Source organism: Alistipes senegalensis JC50 (genome assembly GCF_025145645.1).
Classification (GTDB): domain Bacteria; phylum Bacteroidota; class Bacteroidia; order Bacteroidales; family Rikenellaceae; genus Alistipes; species Alistipes senegalensis.
Window position 1 is genome coordinate 3,781,287 of sequence record NZ_CP102252.1, and the last position, 23,420, is coordinate 3,804,706.

A 23,420-nucleotide genomic window follows, 5' to 3' on the forward strand; every position below is an offset into this window, starting at 1 on the left:
CAAATGTAAACAAATTCTCTACAATATCGATAGATTCTAAAGTACAATTACCAATCATCGGACAAGATTTGCGCAGATTGTACGATTTTATTGTACCACAGCAATATTCGGACGACCGAAGTACAAACAGAGTCGGTCCGAATCAAAAGCCGCCTGACTCGTTGCGGGTCAGGCGGCCGTTCGATTGTTCAGCCCGCGTCAGGCCCGAACCTGAGCGCCGCAACGCTGTTCGAACTGGCGGGTGAGATTCGACATCACGCGCTCGATAGTCTTGTCGTCGAGCGTGCGGGTCTTGTCTTCGAGAATGAAGCTCAGAGCATAGGATTTCTTGCCCTCGGGAAGTTTGTCGCCCTCGTAAACGTCGAACAGCGAAACGCTCTTCAGCAATTTGCGCTCGGCGGCGAAGGCCGCGTCGCGCAGCGCCGCAAAGGTCACCTGTTTGTCCACCAGCAGGGCCAGGTCGCGTTTCACTTCGGGGAACTTCGAAAGCTCCTCGGCTGCGATCTTCTGCTTCTTCGTGGATTTCACGAGGGCGTCGAAATTCATCTCCAGGTAGTAGACCTCCTGCTTGACATCGGTCAGACGGCGGATTTTCGCAGCGACGGAGCCGATTTGCAGCAGCTCCTTGCCGTTGAGCGACATCGAAAGTCCTTCGCTGAAAAGATCGCTTTCGAGCGGCTCGGTTTTCAGGGCGTAGATGTCGATGCCGAAGCGGCGCAGGAGCTTTTCGGCGACGGCCCGCAGGGTGAAGAACGACGCCTTTTCGGGCTTCGCGTTCCACGACTGGGGGGTCGAAACTCCCGTGACGGCGATGGCGAGCCGATACTCCTCGGAGTAGGCCGCAAGGCGGTTCTCCTCCGAACGCTTCGCCTCGTCGTAGAAATAGCAGTTGCCGAACTCATAGAGGCACAAATCGCCGTTGCGGCGGTTGGCATTCAGCGCGACGGCCTCCAGCATGTTGAACAGCAGGGTCTGGCGCATGACGTTCAGATCGGCGCTCAGCGGATTGAGGATGCGCACACAACGATCGGCGGGGCAGGAGGTCAGCCCCTCGTAATACGAGGCCTTCGTCAGCGAGTTGGACATGATCTCGGTAAACCCGTTGGCCGTCAGAAAATCGGCGGCGAGGTTCATCAGCTTGCTGCGGTCGGGTTTCGGCGCGTAGGAGAGCGTCGAACGGACCTGCCGGGGAACCTCGACGTTGTTGTAGCCATAGATGCGGAGGATGTCCTCGATCAGGTCTGCCTCGCGCTGCACATCCACCCGGTAGGGCGGAACGGCGACCGTGAGCACGCCCTCTTTCTCTGCGAGGACCTTCACCTCCAGCGCCGCGATGATCGTGCGGACGGTTTCTTCGGGAATCTCCTTGCCGATCAGCGCATTGACGCGCGCCAGCGAGATGTCGAAGACGAAATCGGCGATCGGCGCAGGGTAGATGTCCGTGATGTCGCTCGAAATCGTTCCTCCGGCCAGCTCCTTCATCAGCAGGGCGGCGCGCTTGGCGGCGTAGACCTGCATGTTGGGATCGACGCCGCGTTCGAAGCGGAACGAAGAGTCGGTGTTCAGGCCGAAGCGCTTGGCCGTCTTGCGCACCCACACGGGGTTGAAATAGGCGCTCTCGATAAACACGTCGGTCGTGGTGTCGCTCACGCCCGAATCCAGTCCGCCGAAGACGCCGGCGATGCACATCGGACGTTCGGCGGAGCAGATCATCAGGTCCTTGTCCGTCAACTTGCGCTCCACGCCGTCCAGCGTCACGAACGGCGTACCCTCGGCGCAGGTGCGGACCACGACTTCGCGGCCTTCGATCTTCGCGGCGTCGAAAGCGTGCAGGGGCTGGCCCAGTTCGAACAGCACGAAATTGGTGATGTCCACGAGGTTGTTCTTGGGGTTGATGCCCGCGACGCGCAGACAGTTCTGCATCCAGTCGGGCGAGGGGCCGATCTTGCACCCCGTGACCGTGACGCCCGTATAGCGGGGTGCGGCCTCGGCGTTTTCGACGCGGATTTTCACATTCAGATCGTGGTTGTCGGGGGCGAAAGCCGAAACGTCGGGCAGCTTCACCGAAACGCGCTCGCCGCGGCTTTGCAGGTAGGCCGCCAGATCGCGGGCCACACCGATGTGCGACGCGGCATCCACGCGGTTGGGCGTAAGGCCGATTTCGATCAGGTAGTCGTCCTCGATATGCAGGTACTCCTTGGCCGTCATGCCCACGGGAGCGTCGGCCGGAAGCTCCATGATGCCATCGTGCGAGGCTCCGATACCCAGTTCGTCTTCGGCGCAAAGCATGCCCAGCGACTCCACGCCGCGGATTTTCGAACGCTTGATCTTGAACTCCTCGTCGCCGCCGTCGGGGTAGAGCACCGCGCCGACCGTCGCGCAAAGGACTTTCAGACCCGCGCGGCAGTTGGGGGCACCGCAGACGATCTGCAACGGTTCGGCGGCGCCGACATCGACCGTGGTCAGGTGCAGGTGGTCCGAATCGGGATGGTCCGTGCAGGTCACGACCTCGCCGACGACGACGCCTGCAAGGCCGCCTTTCACGGTCTCGATCTTCTCGAAGCCCTCGACCTCGAGGCCGATGTCGGTCAGTATTTCGGCCACTTTTTCGGCCGGGAGATCGGTGTCGATATAACGTTTGAGCCAGTTATACGAAATATTCATATCGTTGAGTTTTGAATTTGCGGATAATTATGCAAAAGTATAAATTTTTCCGCAAAATACGGTAAAAAATCCGACATATATAGGTACTGAAAATAATTCGTAAAAAATTTGCTTTTTACGAACCGACCGCATATATTTGCAGACGCAAACCCAAGGCGATGATTCATAATTTCAACATAAAGGCATGGTGGTGGCGCCCGCAGGCTCTCGTGAACAATGAGTGCGGAACCCCGCGTGTATGATTGAAACCGAAAAATACACAAGCCCGTTGTTTACGAAAGGTAAGCAGCGGGCTTTTTCGTTAAGCACATCAAATTCAAAAACCTATAACGACAATGAAAACCAAGAAATTCTGCCTCTCCGAAAACCAGATGCCCACGCAATGGTACAACATCGTGGCCGACATGCCCACCAAACCGCTGCCGCCGCTGCACCCCGCGACGAAACAGCCCGTCACCAAAGAGCAGATGTCGGCGATCTTCGCCGAGGAGCTGATCGACCAGGAGATGTCCACCGAACGCTACATCGACATTCCCGAAGAGGTGCAGGAGATCTACAAGATATGGCGTCCCACGCCGCTCGTGCGCGCGACGGGGCTGGAAAAGGCCCTCGAAACGCCGGCGAAGATCTATTTCAAGAACGAGAGCGTGTCGCCCGCGGGTTCGCACAAGCCCAACACCGCCGTGCCGCAAGCCTACTACAACTACAAGCAGGGCATCAAGCACCTGACGACCGAGACCGGCGCCGGACAGTGGGGCGCTTCGATCGCCTTCGCGGCCAAACACTTCGGCATCGACCTGCAAGTGTTCATGGTCAAGGTCAGCTACGACCAGAAACCCTACCGCCGTCTGATGATGAACACCTGGGGCGCGGAGTGCGTGGCGTCGCCCTCGACGCTGACCAATTCGGGACGCGCAGCGCTGGAACGCGACCCGCACTGCTCGGGAAGCCTCGGACTGGCGATTTCGGAGGCCGTGGAAATGGCCCTGCGCCGTCCGGAGGATACGCGCTACTGCCTGGGCAGCGTCCTGAACCACGTGGTGCTGCACCAGACGGTCATCGGACAGGAGGCCGTGAAGCAGATGGAGATGGCCGATGCCGAGCCCGACATGGTGATCGGATGCTTCGGCGGCGGCAGCAACTTCGCCGGCATCGGGTTCCCGTTCCTGCAAAAGAACCTCACCGAAGGGAAGAAAATCCGCGTGATCGCCGTGGAGCCCGAAGGGTGCCCGAAACTCACGCGCGGCGAATTCCAGTACGACTTCGGCGACGTGGCCGGATTCACGCCCCTGCTGCCGATGTACACGCTGGGGCATGATTTCCAGCCCTCGGACATCCACGCCGGAGGTCTGCGCTACCACGGAGCGGGTTCGATCGTCAGCCAGCTGATGAAAGACGGACTGATCGAAGCGCAGGCGATGCCGCAGGTCGAAACCCTCGCAGCGGGCGTTCTCTTCGCCCAGACCGAAGGCATCATCCCGGCTCCGGAATCGACACACGCCATCGCCGCGACGATCCGCGAGGCGCTGAAAGCCAAGGAGGAGGGAGTGTCGAAGACCATTCTGTTCAACCTCTCGGGCAACGGCGTGATCGACCTCTACGCCTACGAACAGTATCTGGCCGGAGCGCTGAAAGACTTCTCGCCGAGCGACGAGGAGATCGCAAAGACGGTCAACCAGTTGGAGCATCTGATCTAAAACGACGCTTCAGGAAGAAAAGACGGGCTGTCGAAGCCCGTCTTTTTTATTTCGAATAGTATTTCTCGATTCCGCCGAATCCGGTTATCATTCTGTTCTCCCTGGTTTTGGCGATGAAGTGGTTCAACCGCTTTCCGAACTCTTCGGGACGCATCCTCGCGGCTTCGACGTACGCAATCCGGATGCGTTTGTAGGTTTCGGGAAACTGCCGGTAGTTTTTCCACACGGTTTCATCTTCTCTCAGCCTGTCGATTATATCTTCGGGAAAGACGAAAGGTTCGGATAAGACGGCCCGTATCTTCTTCTCGAACACGGGGTGAATCATTCCATTCGCCGACAGCCATTTGAGTCTCTCCTTGTTGGCCTGCGAATAGGTGCTCTTAGGATTTCTGGGCGAGAACCGCTGAATCTTATGCGCTTTGTCGAGGGACTTCACCGTGCTGTCGATCCATTCGAAACAAAGGGCCTCCTCGACCGCATCGTTGTACAGAACGCTTTTTTCGCCCGACGACTTGCAGGGAAACACGAACCAGACGCCGGGAGCCGTGTCGAAATTGCCGGCCAGCCATTTCCGCCACTCCTCCCGACTCTCAAAATACCGTATTTCAAGTTCCGTTGCCATAATAATGCCATAAACCCGGCCCTTAGGCTTTGGAGCCCAACCAGAGGAAGATCATGCCGACGAGGATGAAGGCCAGATCGACGGCCTTCGAACGCAGGTTGCGCTCGCGGAACAGCACCGCGCCGCAGAGGAACGACACCACGACCGAACCGCGGCGGATCATCGAGACGACGGAGATCATCGCATCCGGATCGCGCAGGGAGTAGAGGTAGGCGAAATCGGCCAACGTGAGGAATACCGAGATCAGCGGAATAGACCAGCTCCAATGAAACGGGGTGGTGCGGCCGCGCCGGGGCCACCAGACGACGGCGACCACCACGGCCATCATCGCCAGCTGGTAGAGGTTGTACCAGCTCTGCACGAAGACCGGATCGAGGCGCGTCATGATGTATTTGTCGTAAAGGCCGCTAATGGCGCCCGTAACGGCCGCCAGAGCGACGAGCAGAATCCAAATGTTATGGGTGAAGACGACCCCTTCGCGGCGGCTCGAACGGCTCAGCAGAAAGAGCGACACGAGAGCCAGCACGACGCCGGTCCACTGGTAGGCGTTGAGCCGCTCGCCGAAGATCAGCAGCGCACCGACGAGCACCATCACCGGGCGCGTGGCGTTGATCGGGCCGACGATGGTGATGGGCAGATGCTTCATGCCGAAGTAACCGAAAATCCACGAGGTGAGGACGATGCACGATTTCAGAATGACCAGCCGGTGCGCCTCCCACGACCCGGGGGCCGTGGCCAGCACGGTATGGTCGAACCAGCCGAGGCCGAACTCCGCCGAGAGGATCGCAGGCAGGAAAATCAGCGTCGAGAAGAGCGTGTTGAGCAACAGCACGGGGAGCACGGCATTGTCGGTGAGGGCCTTTTTCTTGGCCGCGTCGTAGAAGCCGAGCAATGCCGCCGAAGTGAATGCCAGAGTGAGCCACATGGTGGAATTAAAAATGAAAAATTAAGAATTAAAAATTACACATACATCGTAAAAAAATTCGGGACCCCGAAAAACACGATTCAGTTGGTCCCGAAATTTTTCACTTCTCATTTTTAATTTCTACAACTCGTCGCTGTAAACGGCTCCGGGGAGATCGTGGAGGTTGTAGCGCGAGGCCATCGACATGCCGTAGGCCCCGGCGGATTTGATCGTCAGCAGGTCGCCGCGGCGCGTCTTGCGCAGGCTGACGTTCTCGTCGAAAACGTCCGTCGATTCGCAGGCCGTGCCCACGACCGTATATTTTTCGCTGGGAGCCTCCTCCTCGCGGGCCGTGATGTTCTCGATATTGTGGTACGAGCCGTACATCGCCGGGCGGACCAGCTCGGTCATCGAAGCATCGACGATCACCAGTTTGCGGCCCGTGGCGGTGGTCTTGTTGAACAGCACCGTCGTGATCAGCTCGCCGCATTCGGCGACGATCGAACGCCCGAACTCGAAGTGAACCTCGCGGTCGCCGATGCGCAGGTGGTTGTGGACGATCGAGAACAACGACGCGAAATTGGGGATCGGCTCGTTCTCGGGAACGTCGTAGTTGACGCCCAGACCGCCGCCCACATCGACGAAGCGGAACTTGCAGCCCAGCTTTTCGAGATTCTCGACGATGACGTTGACCTTGTTGCACATGTTCTCGAAGACGTGCAGCTCGCGGATCTGCGATCCGATGTGCAGGTGCAGGCCGATGATGTTGATGTTCTTGAACGCCCGGATCTCCGCGGCGTGTTCGAGCACCTCTTCGTAGGAGATGCCGAACTTGCTGTCGGCCTGGCCCGTGTCGATGCAATGGTTGGTCTTGGGGTCGATGTCGGGGTTGATGCGCAGCGCAATGTCGGTCACCTTGCCCATCTCGGCCGAGAAAGCGTCAACGAGTTCCAGTTCCTGAATCGACTCGCAGTTGATGGCGAGGATATTCTGCTCGATGGCGTATTTCAGTTCCTTGTCGCGTTTGCCCACGCCGGCGTAGACGATGCCCTTGGGATCGAAACCCGCCTCGACGGCCTTGCGGAGCTCGTTGCCCGAAGCGCAGTCGATGCCCAGTCCGTATTCGCGGATGATGGCCAGCAGGTGGTCGTCGTAGTTGGCCTTGATGGCGTAATGTACCTTATAACCGTATTTTTTCGACTCGTAGACGACGCTTTCGAGAGTCTGGCGCAGCAGCGCCGTGTCATAAAGGTAAAACGGGGTTTCATAGCCCCGGAGCTTGGATGCGATTTGTCTGCTTAACATCTTAAACCTAACTTGTTGAAGTTGCAAATATAAGCAATTTGCGTCATTCCGGCAAATCGGGGGCTTCCTATATATTCAAAAATTTGTGTATATTTGCGACAGATTTTACCCTTATCTATGAAAAACATCCGCAATTTCTGCATCATAGCCCATATCGACCACGGCAAATCGACGCTCGCCGACCGGCTGCTGGAAAAGACCAACACGCTGAACCAGCGCGAAATGCAATCGCAGGTGCTCGATGACATGGACCTCGAACGCGAAAAGGGCATCACCATCAAGAGCCACGCCATCCAAATGGAGTACACGGCCCGCGACGGACAACGATACACGCTCAACCTGATCGACACCCCGGGACACGTGGACTTCTCCTACGAAGTGTCGCGCGCCATCGCCTCGTGCGAAGGGGCGCTGCTGGTGGTCGATGCCACGCAGGGCATTCAGGCGCAGACCATCTCGAACCTCTATCTGGCCGTGGGACACGATCTGGAGATCATCCCCGTGCTGAACAAGATCGACATGGACTCGGCGATGATCGACGAGGTGAAGGATCAGGTGATCGACCTCATAGGATGCAGGGAGGAGGATATTCTGCTGGCATCGGGCAAGACGGGACTGGGCGTCGAAGAGGTGTTGGAAGCGATCGTAAACCGCATTCCCGCTCCCACGGGCGACGAGAGCGCGCCGTTGCAGGCGCTGATCTTCGACTCGGTGTTCAACCCCTTCCGCGGCATCATCGCCTATTTCCGCGTCTTCAACGGCACGCTCCGCAAAGGCGACCACGTGAAGTTCTTCAACACGGGCAGCGAATACGACGCCGACGAGATAGGCGTGCTGAAACTCAAAATGCAGCCCCGGCAGGAGATCAAGGCCGGAGACGTGGGGTATATCTGCTCGGGCATCAAGACCTCGGAGGACGTGAAGGTCGGCGACACGATCACCTCGGTCGCAAATCCCGCCCAAGAGGCCATCGCCGGATTCGAGGACGTGAAGCCGATGGTCTTCGCGGGCGTCTACCCGGTGGAGGCCGACCAGTACGAGGACCTGCGCGCGTCGCTCGAAAAATTGCAGCTCAACGACGCCTCGCTGACGTTCGAGCCCGAAAGCTCGCTGGCGCTGGGATTCGGATTCCGCTGCGGATTCCTCGGGTTGCTGCACATGGAGATCATCCAGGAGCGGCTGTACCGCGAATTCGACATGGATGTCATCACGACCGTGCCCAACGTGTCGTACCGCATCACCACGACGCAGGGCGACGTGGTGGAGGTGCACAACCCCTCGGGGTTGCCCGAAGTGACGAAGATCGCCAAGATCGAGGAGCCCTACATCCAGGCGCAGATCATCACCAAGTCGGAGTTCCTGGGCAACGTCATCAAGCTGTGCATCGACAAACGCGGCGTGATGAAAAACCAGACCTTCATCACGCAGGACCGCGTGGAGGTCAATTTCGACATGCCGCTGTCGGAGATCGTCTTCGATTTCTACGACAAACTCAAAAGCATCTCGAAAGGGTATGCCTCGTTCGACTACCACCGCACGGGATTCCAGCTCTCGAAGCTGGTCAAGCTCGACATTCTGCTCAACGGCGAGCCGGTCGATGCCCTCTCGTCGCTGACCTATACGGACCACGCCTACGACTTCGGACGCAAGATGTGCGAGAAACTCAAGGAGCTGATTCCCCGCCAGCAGTTCGACATCGCCATACAGGCGGCCATCGGCGCCAAGATCATCGCCCGCGAAACGGTCAAGGCCGTGCGCAAGGACGTGACGGCGAAGTGTTACGGCGGCGACATCTCGCGCAAGCGCAAGCTGCTCGAAAAACAGAAGAAAGGCAAGAAGCGCATGCGCCAGATCGGCAACGTCGAAGTTCCCCAGTCGGCTTTCCTCGCCGTGTTAAAAATGGACTAAGCGTCATGAAAAAGACCATCATCGACCTCTTCGAAGCCTCCGTCGAAAAGTACGGGGCCAAAACTTTCCTGCTCGAGAAACGGCACCGCAAATTCGAGCCCACGACCTATGCCGAAACCAAAGAGCAGGCGCTCGAAGTCGGTGCGGGCCTCGCTTCGGCGGGGATTCGCCCGGGCGACAAGGTCGCCATCCTGGCCGAAGGCAGCAACGCGTGGATCATCTCCGAACTGGGACTGTTCTACGCCGGGGCGATCAGCGTGCCGCTGTCGGTGAAGCTCGAAGAGTCGAACGACCTGCTGTTCCGCATGCGGCACGCCGAGGTCAAGGCCGTTTTCGTGTCGAAATACCAACTGCCGAAAATCCGCCGCATCCGCGCCGAACTGCCGCAGCTGGAGCATGTGATCGTTCTCGGACACATTCCGTTGGAATCCGGAGAGACGGCTTACGGTACGCTGAAACGCTTGGGCCGCGACTATCTGGCCAAAAACCGGGAGGAGTTCTTGAAAACAGGCCAGGCGATCCGGAACGACGATTATGCGACGATCACCTACACGTCGGGCACGACGGCCGACCCCAAGGGCGTGGTGCTGACGCACCGCAACTACACGGCCAACGTCGAACAGTCGCTGTCGCGCATCGACATTCCGTCGCATTACCGGACGCTCATCATCCTACCGCTGGACCACTGTTTCGCGCATGTCGTGGGATTTTACATCATGATCGCCTGCGGCGCCTCGGTGGCCACGGTTCAGATCGGGGCGACGCCGATGGAGACGCTCAAAAACATTCCGCAGAACATCCGCGAGGTGCAGCCGCACTTCCTGCTGTCGGTGCCCGCGCTGGCCAAGAATTTCCGCAAGGGAATCGAGAGCTCCATCCGGGCCAAAGGCAAATTCACCGAGTGGCTCTTCCGCCTCGCGCTTCGCACGGCCTACGCCTACAACGGCGACGGATACAGCCGCGGCCGCGGCTGGCGCATCGTGCTGAAACCTTTCGTGGCGCTGTTCGACGCCGTGCTGTTCCGCAAGGTCCGCGAGGCGTTCGGCGGCAGCATGAAATTCTTCGTCGGAGGAGGGGCGCTGCTCGATTCCGAGTTGCAACGCTTCTACTACGCCATCGGCATCCCGATGTTCCAGGGATACGGGCTTTCGGAAGCCACGCCCGTCATCTCGACCAATTCGCCCAAGCATCATTGGCACCGTTTCGGCTCGTCGGGCAAGATACTCATTCCGCTTGACCTGAAGATCCTCGACGAAGCGGGCCGGGAGGTTCCCCGCGGACAAAAGGGCGAGATCGTCATCCGCGGCGAAAACGTCATGGCCGGGTACTGGAAGAATCCCACAGCCACAGCCGAAACGGTGCGCGACGGATGGCTGCACACGGGAGACATGGGGTATGTCTCGGAGGATGATTTCCTCTATGTGCTGGGACGCTTCAAAAGCCTGCTGATCGCCTCGGACGGTGAAAAGTACAGCCCCGAAGGCATGGAGGAGGCGATCGTGGACAAGTCGCCCTACATCGACCAAATCATCATCCACAACAATCAGAGCCCCTTCACGGGGGCGATCGTGGTTCCCAACCGCGAGGCTTTGCGGCGCGAGTTGGAAGCCCGCAGAGTTCCGGAAGGGGAGCGTGCCGCCGCTGCCGCCGAGATTCTCGGTGCCGAGATCGACCGTTACCGGACCGGCGGGGTCTATGCCGGGGAGTTCCCCGAACGGTGGCTGCCGGCGGGACTGGCCATTGTAGACGAAGCGTTCACAGAGCAAAACGGACTGGTGAACAGCACGATGAAGGTCGTGCGCGGCAAGGTCGAGGAGCACTTCCGCAGCCGGATCGACTACCTCTACACCCCCGAAGGCCGCGGGCTGAAAAATCCCGAGAACCTCGCGTCGCTGAAAAAAATCGTGGATTGAACGCAATTTTCGGGGCTCGAAAACTTGACAAATAAAAAAAACGGAGTAACTTTGTACTCCGTAATGCGGAAATAGCTCAGTCGGTAGAGCATCAGCTTCCCAAGCTGAGGGTCGCGGGTTCGAATCCCGTTTTCCGCTCACGAGGTCCTTTTCGGAGGACCTTTTTTGTTGGGCAAGATTGCGCAATGCGAAGCAAACGATTCTGTATATCAATGATATGCGGAATCGTTTCGTTTTTGTGTCGTAGCAAAAGATAGCAGACGGAAGCATCTTTCTCATGTGCCGAATCGTGGTACATGGGTGCGAGCGGTAGAAATGTACCACACTTTTTCAGCAGTGCGTTGAATTACATCGGTTTGCGCCGAACGTTCCGGGCTTTTCAATCGTATGATTGTCAAACTCAAAATGTATTCGGACGATGGAAAGAAAACGATTCGGCGTGACCTATTTTCTGCGTAAGGCACGCACCAACAAGGCAGGCTTAACCCCTATTCTGGCCCGCATTACCACCAACGGTGTCTCCAAAGAGATCTACATCCAGTGTTCGGTTCCTGCCGACAAATGGAATCAATCCAAAGAGCGGGCGACCGGCAAGGGCAAACTATGTCAGCAAGTCAATTCTTATTTAGACGATTACCGCGCAAGGATTCTCGCCGTGCGGCAGGAGTTGATTTCCAAAGGCTACGAGGGTAATTGTATTCAGATTAAGGAGCGGTTGCAGAATCCCTCCACTCTTTCGATTATGTTTCTTGCAGAATTAGAAAAATACTGCGATAAACGACAGGCAGAGGTCGGCGTGCGGATTACTCAATTGACAGCGAACAAATACCATCGGGTACTGCGGTATCTGAAAGAATATGTCGCCGCACATTACAAGAAAGATGATATTTTGCTTTCAGCTGTCGGTTACGAGTTTCTCGACGGCTTCAATACTTTCCTGCAAACAGCCCACAACTGCAAGCACAACGGCGCTGTGAATCTGCTCGATTGCGTCAAGAACTTCACCCGTTATTGTCTGCGCAATGAATGGATCGAAAAAGACCCGTTTCGGAACTACAAACTCAAGGAGGAGCACAACAAGGAGAAAGACCATCTCACGCGTGAAGAGTTGGAGACGCTGCTGCGAAAGAGATTGCCGAACGAACGATTGGATCGGATTCGGGATATTTTTGCATTTTGTTGTCTGACAGGGTTGGCATTCACAGATGCGGAACATCTGAGGCGGGAACATATCCGCACGGATGACAACGGAACGACATGGATTTATAAGCCACGAGAGAAGACGGCCGTCATGAGTCGTATTCCGTTGTTGCCCTATCCGATGATATTGCTGGAGAAATACGAACGGGATGCGGAGTTACGAGCGACAGGGAAACTGCTGCCGGTTCCGAGTAATCAAAAGATGAATGCCTACCTGAAAGAGATCGCCGACATTTGCAACATCCCGAAGAACCTGACCACACATTGTGCAAGACATACGTTTGCTTGTTTGGCCGTGGAGCACGGAATGCCTATCGACGTGCTGGCGAAGATTCTCGGACACTCGAATACCAACATGACGCGGCACTACGCCAAATTCTCGGAGCAGTTGATCGGGCGCGAGATGCGGAAGATGAACGAGCAGATGTTTTCAAAAGATGTATTATTGTTGAATCAATAAGCGGCAATTCCGATGAAAAGAGAATATCTTACAATAGACGAGCATGGGCAGTTATCTATGCCTATTGGCTGCGATAGAATTTGGATGACAGAGGTAGAGTTGGCGGAGTTGTTCGGGGTGCTTGTTCCGACCATTCGGGCTGTGATTAGCACACTTTACAAAAGCGGTATCGTGCGGGAATCGGAGACAAAGCGATGTATTCGCCTGCCGAGCGGAAACAGAGTGGATGTCTATAATCTCGAAATGATCTTCGCGTTGGCATTTAGGCTGAATAGCCGCCATGCGGCAATCATTCGACGATGGCTGCTGCACGTAGCGACGACACGTTCCCGAGCGACCGTACCGATCATGATCCCCATAACGCATGGTAAACTTTGCTGAACGACGATGGGCAGGTAATTCCTGCCCGTCGTTATTGTTCTACAATTGCAAATCGGTTGGTACGTACCAATGTTGCGATGTACCAATCAATCTGCGGATATATATTTCACTCAATGTTTTTTCAATTTGTGTGATAACACGTAAAACAGGTTTTATATTTTGTTAGCATCGGCTAACAGCAAGGTGTGTATCGAGTTACTCGATACCTTTTGAGTAACTCAAAAGCCTTGCCCTAACGGGAAGCAATCGCACCTCCGAAGTCGGACGATTGAAAGAGGATGAATTCCCGAAGCCGTGCAGGAGCAGTAGACTGACGGCGGAATAGTACTGACGCAATCGCTGCCGACCGAAGAAGAGACGATAACGGAACCGCCCGCTGATATGAATGAAACCTTTTGTTAAAGCAGGTCGGAGACTACCTGTCGATCCACTCCTTGAGACGCTGGGCCTTCTCCTTGCTGACGATTATTTCGGCGTCGGGATAATGGTGCAGGCGCAGGACGAGTTTGCCTCCGAAGTAGTTGCCCAGATAGCGGATACTCTCCATGCAGACGATGTACTGGCGGTTGGCTCGGAAGAAGCGGGCCGGGTCGAGCTGGCGTTCGAGTTCGTCCATGCTCACGGAAACAGCCTCCGACGTGCCGTCGTTCAGATGCAGGCGCACGATTTTGTTTTCGGTGGATATGTGGTTTATCTCCCTTGCCGAAACGGTCTTGTAGCCATCGCGGTACGGCAGCAGGAACCGCTCGCGGTAGCGGCAGCCGCCCTGTTGCAGGGCCTCGAAGAGCTGGCGCAGGTGTTCGTCCGATGTGTTGCGGCCGCTGCGTCCGACCTTCTCGATTGCAGCGGCGAGTTCGTCAGCATCTATGGGTTTGAGCAGATAGTCGAAGCTGTTGTACTTGAACGCCTGCACGGCATAGTCGTCGTAGGCTGTGGTGAAGATGATCGGCACGGCGGGCGGCGCTTCTTTCAGCGCTTCGAAACTCAATCCGTCTGAGAGACGGATGTCCGCAAGGATGAGATCGAGCGCCGGAGCCTTGCGCAAGTATCCCGCCGCCGCTTCGATGGTTGCCAGCGGGCCGTCGATACGCGCTTCGGGCACGATCTCTTTCAGCAGCCGGACGAGTCGGTTGGCATTGCGCTGTTCGTCTTCAAGAATAAGGATATGTTTCATACTGTTTAATTTTCGAGAATGGGCAATTTGACGGCATAGGTGCGCGATGTAAAGCTGACGAGCATCTGTCGGTCACTGAGCAGCGCGTAGCGTTCGGCGATGTTCTTCTGACCGATACCCGTCGAAGGCTCCGCCGCCGAGAACAGCGGTGCGAGGGGATTGCAGACCGATATATAGTCCCCTTCGCGCCGGATGTCGATATGCAGCGGCTGCTCGGCCGAGTGGCGGTTGTGCTTGATGGCGTTCTCGACCAGCAGTTGCAGACAGGCGGGCGGCATACAGCCGTCGGCGATACGCACGTCGTTTTCTATGTGGACGACGACGGTTTTCCCGTAGCGCATTTCAATCAGGTAGAGGTAGGCATCCAAGAAAGCGATCTCCTCGCCGACGGGCACTTTGTGGCGCTTCATATTCTGGATGATGTAACGATATACTTTCGAGAGGTTAGCGAGGAACTTTCCTGCCAGCACGCGGTCCTCCTCGATTAGCTCGGCCAGAATGCTGAAATTGTTGAACATGAAATGGGTGTCGATCTGTGATTTCAGCGCGTCGAGCTGCGACTGCAACGCTACCTCCTGCTCCTTGAGCAGGGCGATCTCCAGCCGCCGCTTCTCATCCTCGGTGCGCATGTAGGTCTCCAGATAGAAGGCGTTGGAGTAGATGCAGGAGACGAACGTGGCGATCATGCCATAGGTGTAGATGCCCTGCAAGCGGAACAGCTCGTCGCTTCCGTCGCCCCATATCGTATCGCATAGGACGGTCATCGCATAGGCCATCGCGTTGTTGAGCAGAAAGAGGATGCAGACCATAAGCAGCAGACGCACATAGGGGCGGTCGTGCATCGGCAGAATCCGCAGAATGGTACGGCTGTAAAGCAGCGAAAACCCGACGAAGAGTACGCACATGCAGAAATCGACCGTCATCTCGACGACGAAGTGCGGTCCCGAATCGTACCATGTCTCGTCGTCTATAACCAGCCACAGCATTGCGTAGAGCGCATAGCTGACGAGCGACAGCCATACGATATTTTTCCAATCCAGTATTTTCGCAGCATTCATTCTCACAAAGTTATTGTTTTCATGCAAAGTACGGAAATAAGACGCATGCAAACACACGAAAAATGACCGAACCGGCGAAATCCGCCTTCGAAACGGGTGCAGAAGACGCCGAAAAGTTCGAAAGGCCGATTCGCCGATTCGGAAGTCATTTCAGTCGGTTGGGATATTTTTCGCTTGCGGAGTAAGCCCCTTTCGTACTAATATTGCCGCGAATCGAATAATATACACGTATGAAACTATTGAAATACGGCTTTTGCTTACTTGCGATCGCAGCATCGGCAGTATCGTGTACCCATAAGGACGGCGATTGGTATCCGATCAAGACGGACTGTCGGGAAATAACCGTTCCGCCGCAGGGCGGCTCGGCTGTCGTGACGATGAAAAATTACAAAGGCTGGTGGATTTCCACCGTCCAATACGAAGCGAACGGAGAAAACCAGATGATTCACGGCGAGGATTTCGGGTTTATGAAGTTCGAGAACGAGTGGTGCGAAATCGTCGTGCCGTCTGAAAGTCCGAACAAACTGTATGTTGCCTTGAAAGAGAACGGAAGTCGGGAGCCGAGGAAAATCGGTATAGGAATGACGGTAGGCGATGCTTTTACAAGTATCTATATTACACAGGAAAGCACACTTCTGACAGCTCCGAACGAATGATTCTGGCGTGCATTATCTGCATCTTCCTGTCGTATCGGCGGCGAAGGCGGCTGTTCGGAAGCAAGTGAACAGATACCTCCGAAATTGTTTCGAAGGCGGATTCGGGCGATTGCGAAGCCGATTTCTCCGTTTCGGTAAGATACGGATTGTGCATATAATTCATGCAAAATATTTTTGCAGACTCGAATAGTATAACCATTGAAATGAAACAAACAGAAATACGCATCGAGACCGAAAGGCTCGTGATTCGCAACTTCCGACCGAAAGATGCCGCAGGAGTGTTGGAGTACCTCTCCGCTCCGCGTGTGAACTGCTTCGCCGATGAACGGGTTCGTTCTTTGGAGGAGGCCCTCGCCCGCGTGACGCATACGCCCGACGGCCTGCTGCGCTATGCTGTGAGCCTGAAAAAGAGCGATTCCCTGATCGGCGAGGTATTCGCCATGCGGGAAGCGCCGGACACGTACAACGTGGGCTGGCTTTTCAACGCACGTTTCGAGGGCAAAGGGCTTGCCCGCGAAGCTGCGACGGCGTTTCTCGACCACCTGTTCCGCGCGGACGGAGCACGCCGCATCTACGGCTATGTCGAGGAGGATAACCTGCGCTCGCAGCGGTTGTGCGAACGTCTCGGTATGCGTTGCGAGGGGTGTTTCGTGGAGTTCGTATCGTTCGTCACGAACCCCGACGGCACACCGAAGTACGAAAACACGCGCGTCTATGCCGTGCTTCGCCGCGAATGGGAATCGAATCGAAGATAAAAACGACATGATATGAACCGAAGAATCATCCTATCGGCAGCTCTGCTGCTTCCGCTCGTCGGGTGCAGGTCCGCAGGCGGCGGACACGAAACGGCGCATCGCTATGCGGCGATGGAGGTCGTGCGCAAGCCCGTAGAACTTCAGGAATCCTACACTGCGTCGATCCGCGGACGACAGGACATCGACATTTACCCGCAGGTCGCGGGAACGATCGTCCGTCTCTGTGTGAAGGAAGGGCGAGCTGCTTTTCGTCATCGACCAAGTACCCTATCAGGCAGCCTTGCGGCGTGCCACGGCCGACGTGCATGCCGCCGAGGCGCAGGTGGAAACGGCCCGACTGGATTACGAGAGCAAACAGATGCTGCTGCGCGAAGAGGTCATCTCGGAATACGAACTCTCGACGGCGCGCAATGCACTCGCCGCAGCCGAAGCGGCTGCCGAGCAGGCGCGGGCACAGGAGACCGACGCACGGAACAGCCTATCCTACACCGAGGTGCGGAGTCCGTCGGATGGTACAGTCGGCACGCTGCCGTTTCGTGTCGGGGCACTGGTCGGCCCTACGATGGCGCGTCCGCTGACCACCGTATCGGACAACGCGGCGATGTACGTCTATTTCGCCATGACCGAAAACCGTCTGCGGTCGCTGGTGCGCAGCTACGGAACGCCCGAAGAGGCAATCGAGCGCATGCCGCCCGTCGCGCTGGTGCTGGACGACGGCACGACCTACGAAGCGAAGGGACGCATCGAGACCATCAGCGGCATCGTCAGCGAACAGACCGGCACGGTGCAGGTGCGTGCCGTCTTCCCCAATGAAAAGCGCCTGCTGTGGAGCGGCGGCAGCGGCAATGTCGTCATCGCCCGCATCGAAGCGGATGCCCTTGTCATCCCGCAGAGTGCCACGAACGAGTTGCAGGACAAAATCTTCGTATATAAAGTCGTGGACGGCAAGGTCGTCGCTACGGAGATTACCGTAGACCGTCTGAGCGACGGCCGCGAGTACATCGTGCGGTCGGGTCTCGAAGCAGGCGAGGTGATCGTGACCGAAGGGGTCGGAATGCTGCGCGACGGTATGGAGATGGAAATCGAAATCGGGAAGGAGGCGGAGCGATGAATCTGAAACTCTTCATCGACCGTCCCGTTCTGTCGATCGTACTTTCAATTGCCATCGTCCTCGTGGGGACCATTGCGCTGCTGTCGCTGCCTGTCGAGCAGTATCCCGACATTGCGCCGCCCACAGTGCAAGTCTATGCCACCTATCCGGGAGCTAACGCCGAAACGGTGCAGAAAGCCGTCATCGTGCCGCTCGAGGAGGCGATCAACGGTGTGGAAAACATGTCCTACATCACTTCTACGGCATCGAACAACGGCGATGCCACCATCAACGTCTACTTCAAGCAGGGGACGAACGCCGACATGGCGGCCGTGAACGTGCAGAATCGCGTGAACACCGTGTTGAGCCAGCTGCCTGCCGAGACGACCAAGACGGGCGTGACCACCGAAAAGCAGCAGAACGCCGAACTGAAGACTTTCGCGCTCTACTCGCCCGAGGACAAGTTTGACCGGCAGTTCCTGAACAACTACATGAAGATCAACGTCGAGCCGAAGATCAAGCGTATCGGAGGCGTAGGCAACATGACGCTTTTCGGCACGAACTACAACATGCGGCTGTGGCTCAAACCCGACCGCATGGCGCAGTACGGGCTGGTGCCGTCGGACATAGCGAACGTACTGGCACGGCAAAACATCGAGGCGGCAACGGGGGCGTTCGGCGCCAACCATGACAATGCGCACGAATACACGATGAAGTACAGGGGCCGTCTCTCCCAGCCCGAGGAGTTCGAGCAGCTGGTGGTCCGCTCGCTTCCCGGCGGGGAGGTGCTGCGTCTGAAAGAAGTGGCCGACGTGGAGCTGGGCGACGAGTATTACAACTACAGCACCGATGTGAACGGGCACGAGGGTGCCGTGGCGATGATCTATCAGAAGGCGGGGTCGAACGCTTCGCAGACCATCGAGGAGATCGACGCGGTGCTGGTCGAAATCGCACGCGACCTGCCCGAGGGCATGGAGTTCGTGACATTGAGCGACACCAACCGATTCCTCTACGCATCGATTCGGGAAGTAGTCAAGACGTTGCTGGAAGCCATTTTGCTCGTCGTACTTATCGTTTACATCTTTCTGCAGGACATCCGCTCGACGATCATTCCGACCCTTTCGATTTTCGTGTCGATCATCGGTACGTTCGCCGTCATGTCGCTGTTAGGGTTCTCGATCAACCTGCTCACGCTCTTCGCCCTCGTGCTGGCCATCGGCACGGTGGTGGACGATGCGATCGTGGTGGTCGAAGCCGTGCAAGCGAAGTTCGACGCGGGTTACCGTTCGCCGTATCTTGCGACCAACGATGCCATGAAAGGGGTAGCCTCGGCGATTCTGACCTCCACGGTCGTCTTTATGGCGGTCTTCATTCCCGTGTCGATGATGGGAGGTACGTCCGGTGCATTCTATGCGCAGTTCGGTTTGACGATGGCCGTCGCCGTCGGGATCTCTGCCGTCAACGCCTTTACGCTCTCGCCGGCGCTGTGCGCATTGATGCTCGAACCCTATACGGATGAGCACGGCAACGCTAAAAACAACTTCGCGGCCCGCTTCCGACAGGCATTCAACGCCGTATTCGATGCCATGACCGCCCGTTATGTACGCGGCGTGCTGATTTTCATCAAACGGAAATGGCTTCTGTGGACGACGCTCGCGGCGTCGCTGCTGCTACTCGTCGTGCTGGTGCGGAACACGAAGACAGGCTTGATTCCCGACGAGGATACGGGATCGGTGATGGTCAGCATGAGTTCCAAGCCCGGAACCTCCATGGCACGCAACCTCGAAATCATGAGCGCCGTCGATGCAGAACTCGAAAAGATTCCGGAAATCGACTACCGTGCCGGGGTCGCAGGATTCTCCTTCACAGGCGCGGGGCCATCGAAAGGCATGTATTTCATGTCCTTGAAGAACTGGGACGAGCGCAAGGGCAAGGGACACTCCGTCAAAGATGTCGTCGACAAAATCAATGCTTTCGCACCGAATATCCCCGATGCGACCCTTTTCGCCATGGCCCCGCCGATGATTTCGGGTTATGGTATGGGAAGCGGCATAGAGCTTTACTTGCAGGACAAGGCCGCAGGCGACATCGAACTCTTCAAAGAGGTGGCGGACAAATTCGTCGAGGCACTGTCAGAACGTCCCGAGATCGGCGATGTCTATACGGAGTTCGATACGGGCTATCCGCAGTTCTGGGTCGATACGGATGCCGCGCAGTGCGAGCTGGCGGGACTCTCGCCCGCCGAGGTGCTCTCGACGCTGGCGGGCTACTATACGGGGGAGTATATCTCCGACTTCAACCGCTTCTCGAAGCTCTACCACGTCACGATGCAGGCCGCACCGGAGTACCGCGTGACACCCGAATCGCTCGGGCACATCTATGTGCGGACAGCCTCGGGCGAAATGGCGCCGCTGAGCCGCTTCGTAAAGCTCACGAAGACCTACGGTCCTTCCGACCTCTCACGCTTCAATCTCTACAACTCCATCTCCGTAACGGGTGCGACAGCCGCCGGGTACAGCTCGGGCGATGCGCTGCGCGCCGTGGCAGAGGTGGCAGCACAGGTGCTGCCGCTCAATTATACCTACGAGTTCGGCGGCATTTCGCGTGAAGAGAGCCGCACGACGGACAATACGACGATCGTCTTCGCAATTTGTCTGATACTTATCTATTTGATTCTATGCGCTCTCTACGAGAGTTTCTTCGTGCCGCTGGCCGTCATTCTCTCCGTTCCGTGCGGACTGTTGGGCAGCTTCCTGTTCGCATGGCTGTTCGGATTGGAAAACAACATCTACATGCAGACGGGTGTCATCATGCTGATCGGACTGCTGGCCAAGACAGCCATTCTCCTGACAGAGTATGCCGCGGAACGACGTAAAACCGGCATGTCTCTCCCGCAAGCGGCATACAGCGCGGCGAAAGCACGTTTGCGTCCGATTCTGATGACAGCCCTGACGATGATCTTCGGCCTGCTGCCGCTGATGGTGGCGCACGGCGTAGGAGCCAACGGCAGCAGCTCGCTCGCCTCGACAGCCGTAGGAGGTATGATCGTCGGCACGCTCGCCCTGCTCTTCATCGTCCCCGGATTGTTCATCGTCTTCCAATGGATGCAGGAGCGCACGATAAGAAAGAGAGATGAAACGGAGCCGCAGGACTGGCGGTGGTCGATGAATGAAGATTTCGAATGACGATTATGAAACATACGATATTGATTGTTTCCGCCGTCCTCTGTCTGTCGGGCTGCGGAGTGTACAAACCCTATTCACGCCCGCAGGTCGAGACCGACGGTCTGTATCGGGATATTCCTGTGGAAGATACCGTAACGATGGCCACGCTGTCGTGGCGCGAGCTGTTTACTGACCCGCAGTTGCAAACGCTTGTCGAAGAAGGGCTGGAAAGGAATACCGATCTGCGTATCGCCCGCCTGCGTGTCGAAGAGGCGGAAGCCGTGCTGAAGAACGCACGTCTTTCCTATCTGCCGTCCATGTCGCTGAATCCCGAAGGGGGCATCGGCCGTTACGACGGAGTGACGACCAAGACCTACAACCTCGGGGCGTCGGCCGCTTGGGAAATCGACATCTTCGGCAAGGTGACCAACGCCAAACGGGGAGCGCGGGCAGCCCTCGAAAGCAGCAGGGCTTACGAACAAGCCGTGCAGACGCGGCTCGTGGCGACCGTGGCGAACAGCTACTATACGCTGCTCATGCTCGACAGGCAGCTCGCTGTCAACGAGCGGACGCTTGCCACGTGGGAAAAGTCCGTTAAGGTGCTCGAAGTGCTGAAACAAGCCGGCAAGTCGAACGATGCGGCTGTCTTGCAGGCACGGGCGAACCGCATGGCGCTCGAATCGTCGGTGCTTGCGCTGCGGCGGAGTATCCATGAGACCGAGAATGCCCTCTCCGTATTGCTCGCTATGCCGCCCGCAGCCATCGAACGCGGGACGCTGAACGGGCAGCGGTTTCCCGAGGAGATGTCCGTCGGCGTGCCGTTGCAACTGCTGGCCAACCGTCCCGACGTGAGGCAGGCGGAATACAATCTGGCACAGGCGTTCTATGCCGTCAATGCCGCACGGGCGGCTTTTTATCCGAGCCTTACGCTTTCGGGATCGCTCGGCTGGACGAACAACGGCGGAGCGGTAACGAATCCGGCAGCATGGCTGGCCAATGCGGTCGGCTCGCTCGTGCAGCCGCTGTTCAATCGCAGCGCGAACCGCGCCAACCTGAAAATCGCCAAAGCACGTCAGGAGGAGGCAACCCTGCTGTTCCGGCAGTCGCTGCTCGATGCGGGCAAGGAGGTGAACAATGCGCTGACGGCATGGCAGACGGCACGGCAGCAGGTCGATATCGCCGGCAGTCAGATAACGGTCTTGCGGGAGGCCGTGCGAAAAACGGAACTGCTGATGCGCCACTCGCCGACGAACTATCTGGAGGTGCTGACGGCGCAACAGTCGCTGCTCGCCGCCGAACAGGCCGAAGTACAAGCCCGTTTCGCCGAGATACAGGGCGTCATAGACCTTTACCATGCGCTGGGAGGCGGAATGTAATTGCCGATACGCAAACCGATAAATAAGAGTCATTGGCCTTTTAAGGAATAAGTCTCCACCGTAGATTTTTCTGCAAAGCATTGAAACAACGAGATTTTATTACTTAAAAGAAGAATGATTATGATACATTATATTACGGCAGATCATTTGGTCGATGCCGCCACGAAAGCCGTTACGGAAGAACTCTTCCGTGAATTCGACAAAGCCTTGCAATCGTTTTGCAATGAAGAACAAGATAGAATAGTTGTTTTCCGAACCTTGCGTTATACCCGAATCCGCCTGCACGTTCTGCGGAGATACTTGCCCCAAAAAGATACATCACCATACGACGCGCAAAACCGTTTCTTGGAAATAGCGCTCGGTTATATCAATACGGAATTAGACTTGTTACGTCGTTATGACAACGAACAAGAAGCAATAGCCCCGAAAACACTGCACCGCTGGACGGGAACACTCGTCGAAATGGTCGAGCTGATTTACGGCTTGCAAGAGATGCGTTGTATCGACGACGGAGATACTCCGATCAATGAGCTGTTCGCTTTTTTCGGCTCGCAGTTCGGACTGGAAATAAAAGTTCGGAATTGCTACGATACCTATCTGGACATCAAACGCCGCAAGAACGATAGTCGGACATACTTTCTCGACAAGATGCGCGAACGACTGAACCTGCGAATGCAACGAGACGATGAAAAAGAACGAGAACGGCACAGATAACCAACCGCGCGGGACAAATTACTGTCCCGCGCTTTTCGTATAGTTCGATGCCAATTGGTCGCATTTCGACGCCACAAGCTATCAGCATATTCCGATTCAATAGAACTTCACAAAATCCGATTTACCTTGTACTCGAAACCCAATTTATCGAGTATGAAACGCGGAGCGAATCGGATTAGAGATACATGAAGGCAGTTGCAGACTACCGGAATCGAATCTATAATCTGAAAAATTACGAAGATGAATTACCTTTTAATCGAAGAGCGCGCATGGACAAATTTACAAGCCTACGCCTGCCAACTGATCGACACGATACGCCGACTCGACCGCCATTTCAATCCCGCTGCCGAAAGCGGCTGAATAGATAATATCGAAGTTT

General features: G+C 56.6%; 15 protein-coding genes, 1 tRNA gene and 1 pseudogene. 11 read left to right on the top strand and 6 right to left on the bottom strand.

What is annotated here, in order from left to right; genetic code table 11:
- Positions 1 to 198: 198 nt before the first annotated feature.
- Positions 199 to 2,664, bottom strand: a complete 2,466-nt coding sequence (pheT, locus tag NQ519_RS15070) for a phenylalanine--tRNA ligase subunit beta (protein WP_019150326.1) — start codon at positions 2,662 to 2,664, stop codon at positions 199 to 201.
- A 335-nt stretch (positions 2,665 to 2,999) separates the two neighbouring features.
- Here pheT and NQ519_RS15075 point away from each other — a divergent pair, with 335 nt between their 5' ends.
- Positions 3,000 to 4,361 carry a TrpB-like pyridoxal phosphate-dependent enzyme gene (locus NQ519_RS15075; RefSeq protein WP_019150325.1) on the top strand — a complete coding sequence of 454 codons (1,362 nt, stop codon included), beginning with the start codon at positions 3,000 to 3,002 and terminating at the stop codon, positions 4,359 to 4,361.
- A gap of 46 nt (positions 4,362 to 4,407) precedes the next feature.
- Here NQ519_RS15075 and NQ519_RS15080 read toward each other — a convergent pair whose 3' ends face one another.
- The 3 genes from NQ519_RS15080 to lysA all read right to left on the bottom strand — a co-directional run bounded on the left by NQ519_RS15080 (position 4,408) and on the right by lysA (position 7,192).
- Positions 4,408 to 4,983, bottom strand: a complete 576-nt coding sequence (locus NQ519_RS15080; RefSeq protein ID WP_019150324.1) for a YdeI/OmpD-associated family protein — start codon at positions 4,981 to 4,983, stop codon at positions 4,408 to 4,410.
- A 22-nt stretch (positions 4,984 to 5,005) separates the two neighbouring features.
- Positions 5,006 to 5,908 (bottom strand): DMT family transporter, encoded by a 903-nt coding sequence (locus NQ519_RS15085; protein WP_019150323.1) that lies wholly within the window; start codon positions 5,906 to 5,908, stop codon positions 5,006 to 5,008.
- A gap of 120 nt (positions 5,909 to 6,028) precedes the next feature.
- Entirely contained in the window at positions 6,029 to 7,192 is a 1,164-nt protein-coding gene (lysA, locus tag NQ519_RS15090; protein ID WP_019150322.1) for a diaminopimelate decarboxylase, read from the bottom strand.
- 117 nt (positions 7,193 to 7,309) lie between these two features.
- Here lysA and lepA point away from each other — a divergent pair, with 117 nt between their 5' ends.
- The 4 genes from lepA (at position 7,310) to NQ519_RS15110 (ending at position 12,673) form a co-directional block, all read left to right on the top strand.
- A complete protein-coding gene (gene lepA, locus NQ519_RS15095; RefSeq protein ID WP_019150321.1) occupies positions 7,310 to 9,100 on the top strand; it encodes a translation elongation factor 4 in 1,791 nt (596 codons plus the stop codon).
- 5 nt (positions 9,101 to 9,105) lie between these two features.
- Entirely contained in the window at positions 9,106 to 11,013 is a 1,908-nt protein-coding gene (locus tag NQ519_RS15100) for an AMP-dependent synthetase/ligase (RefSeq protein WP_019150320.1), read from the top strand.
- A gap of 65 nt (positions 11,014 to 11,078) precedes the next feature.
- Positions 11,079 to 11,151: transfer RNA gene (locus NQ519_RS15105), tRNA-Gly, on the top strand.
- 280 nt (positions 11,152 to 11,431) lie between these two features.
- The gene (locus tag NQ519_RS15110; RefSeq protein ID WP_019150319.1) at positions 11,432 to 12,673 is read left to right on the top strand and encodes a site-specific integrase; all 1,242 of its coding nucleotides are present in this window, start codon (positions 11,432 to 11,434) and stop codon (positions 12,671 to 12,673) included.
- A gap of 796 nt (positions 12,674 to 13,469) precedes the next feature.
- On the opposite strand, the gene NQ519_RS15115 is transcribed toward NQ519_RS15110, so the two are convergent.
- Together NQ519_RS15115 and NQ519_RS15120 are read right to left on the bottom strand one after the other, a co-directional pair.
- A complete protein-coding gene (locus tag NQ519_RS15115) occupies positions 13,470 to 14,228 on the bottom strand; it encodes a LytR/AlgR family response regulator transcription factor (RefSeq protein ID WP_019150317.1) in 759 nt (252 codons plus the stop codon).
- Between the two features lie 5 nt (positions 14,229 to 14,233).
- On the bottom strand, positions 14,234 to 15,286 hold the full coding sequence (locus NQ519_RS15120) for a sensor histidine kinase (RefSeq protein ID WP_019150316.1): 1,053 nt from the start codon (positions 15,284 to 15,286) through the stop codon (positions 14,234 to 14,236).
- Between the two features lie 230 nt (positions 15,287 to 15,516).
- Here NQ519_RS15120 and NQ519_RS15125 point away from each other — a divergent pair, with 230 nt between their 5' ends.
- From NQ519_RS15125 to NQ519_RS15150, 6 genes and pseudogenes are all read left to right on the top strand, one after another.
- Positions 15,517 to 15,942, top strand: coding sequence for a hypothetical protein (locus NQ519_RS15125; protein WP_019150315.1), 426 nt, complete (start codon positions 15,517 to 15,519; stop codon positions 15,940 to 15,942).
- Positions 15,943 to 16,160: 218 nt separating this feature from the next.
- Positions 16,161 to 16,697 (top strand): GNAT family N-acetyltransferase, encoded by a 537-nt coding sequence (locus tag NQ519_RS15130; protein ID WP_026076433.1) that lies wholly within the window; start codon positions 16,161 to 16,163, stop codon positions 16,695 to 16,697.
- A 12-nt stretch (positions 16,698 to 16,709) separates the two neighbouring features.
- Positions 16,710 to 17,808 (top strand): annotated as a pseudogene (locus tag NQ519_RS15135) (efflux RND transporter periplasmic adaptor subunit).
- The gene (locus NQ519_RS15140) at positions 17,805 to 20,972 is read left to right on the top strand and encodes an efflux RND transporter permease subunit (protein ID WP_019150312.1); all 3,168 of its coding nucleotides are present in this window, start codon (positions 17,805 to 17,807) and stop codon (positions 20,970 to 20,972) included. The pseudogene NQ519_RS15135 and the gene NQ519_RS15140 overlap by 4 nt, the downstream one beginning before the upstream one ends.
- A gap of 5 nt (positions 20,973 to 20,977) precedes the next feature.
- Positions 20,978 to 22,327, top strand: a complete 1,350-nt coding sequence (locus NQ519_RS15145; RefSeq protein ID WP_026076432.1) for an efflux transporter outer membrane subunit — start codon at positions 20,978 to 20,980, stop codon at positions 22,325 to 22,327.
- Positions 22,328 to 22,441: 114 nt separating this feature from the next.
- A complete protein-coding gene (locus tag NQ519_RS15150; protein ID WP_019150310.1) occupies positions 22,442 to 23,041 on the top strand; it encodes an RteC domain-containing protein in 600 nt (199 codons plus the stop codon).
- Positions 23,042 to 23,420: the final 379 nt, after the last annotated feature.

What these genes read in the sequence shown, in the direction of transcription:
- pheT (WP_019150326.1), bottom strand. Translation starts at nt 2,664, where the DNA reads ATGAATATTTCGTATAACTGGCTCAAACGTTATATCGACACCGATCTC.
- NQ519_RS15100 (WP_019150320.1), top strand. Translation starts at nt 9,106, where the DNA reads ATGAAAAAGACCATCATCGACCTCTTCGAAGCCTCCGTCGAAAAGTAC.
- NQ519_RS15110 (WP_019150319.1), top strand. Translation starts at nt 11,432, where the DNA reads ATGGAAAGAAAACGATTCGGCGTGACCTATTTTCTGCGTAAGGCACGC.
- NQ519_RS15115 (WP_019150317.1), bottom strand. Translation starts at nt 14,228, where the DNA reads ATGAAACATATCCTTATTCTTGAAGACGAACAGCGCAATGCCAACCGA.
- lepA (WP_019150321.1), top strand. Translation starts at nt 7,310, where the DNA reads ATGAAAAACATCCGCAATTTCTGCATCATAGCCCATATCGACCACGGC.
- NQ519_RS15080 (WP_019150324.1), bottom strand. Translation starts at nt 4,983, where the DNA reads ATGGCAACGGAACTTGAAATACGGTATTTTGAGAGTCGGGAGGAGTGG.
- NQ519_RS15085 (WP_019150323.1), bottom strand. Translation starts at nt 5,908, where the DNA reads ATGTGGCTCACTCTGGCATTCACTTCGGCGGCATTGCTCGGCTTCTAC.
- lysA (WP_019150322.1), bottom strand. Translation starts at nt 7,192, where the DNA reads ATGTTAAGCAGACAAATCGCATCCAAGCTCCGGGGCTATGAAACCCCG.
- NQ519_RS15150 (WP_019150310.1), top strand. Translation starts at nt 22,442, where the DNA reads ATGATTATGATACATTATATTACGGCAGATCATTTGGTCGATGCCGCC.
- NQ519_RS15125 (WP_019150315.1), top strand. Translation starts at nt 15,517, where the DNA reads ATGAAACTATTGAAATACGGCTTTTGCTTACTTGCGATCGCAGCATCG.
- NQ519_RS15140 (WP_019150312.1), top strand. Translation starts at nt 17,805, where the DNA reads ATGAATCTGAAACTCTTCATCGACCGTCCCGTTCTGTCGATCGTACTT.
- NQ519_RS15145 (WP_026076432.1), top strand. Translation starts at nt 20,978, where the DNA reads ATGAAACATACGATATTGATTGTTTCCGCCGTCCTCTGTCTGTCGGGC.
- NQ519_RS15120 (WP_019150316.1), bottom strand. Translation starts at nt 15,286, where the DNA reads ATGAATGCTGCGAAAATACTGGATTGGAAAAATATCGTATGGCTGTCG.
- NQ519_RS15075 (WP_019150325.1), top strand. Translation starts at nt 3,000, where the DNA reads ATGAAAACCAAGAAATTCTGCCTCTCCGAAAACCAGATGCCCACGCAA.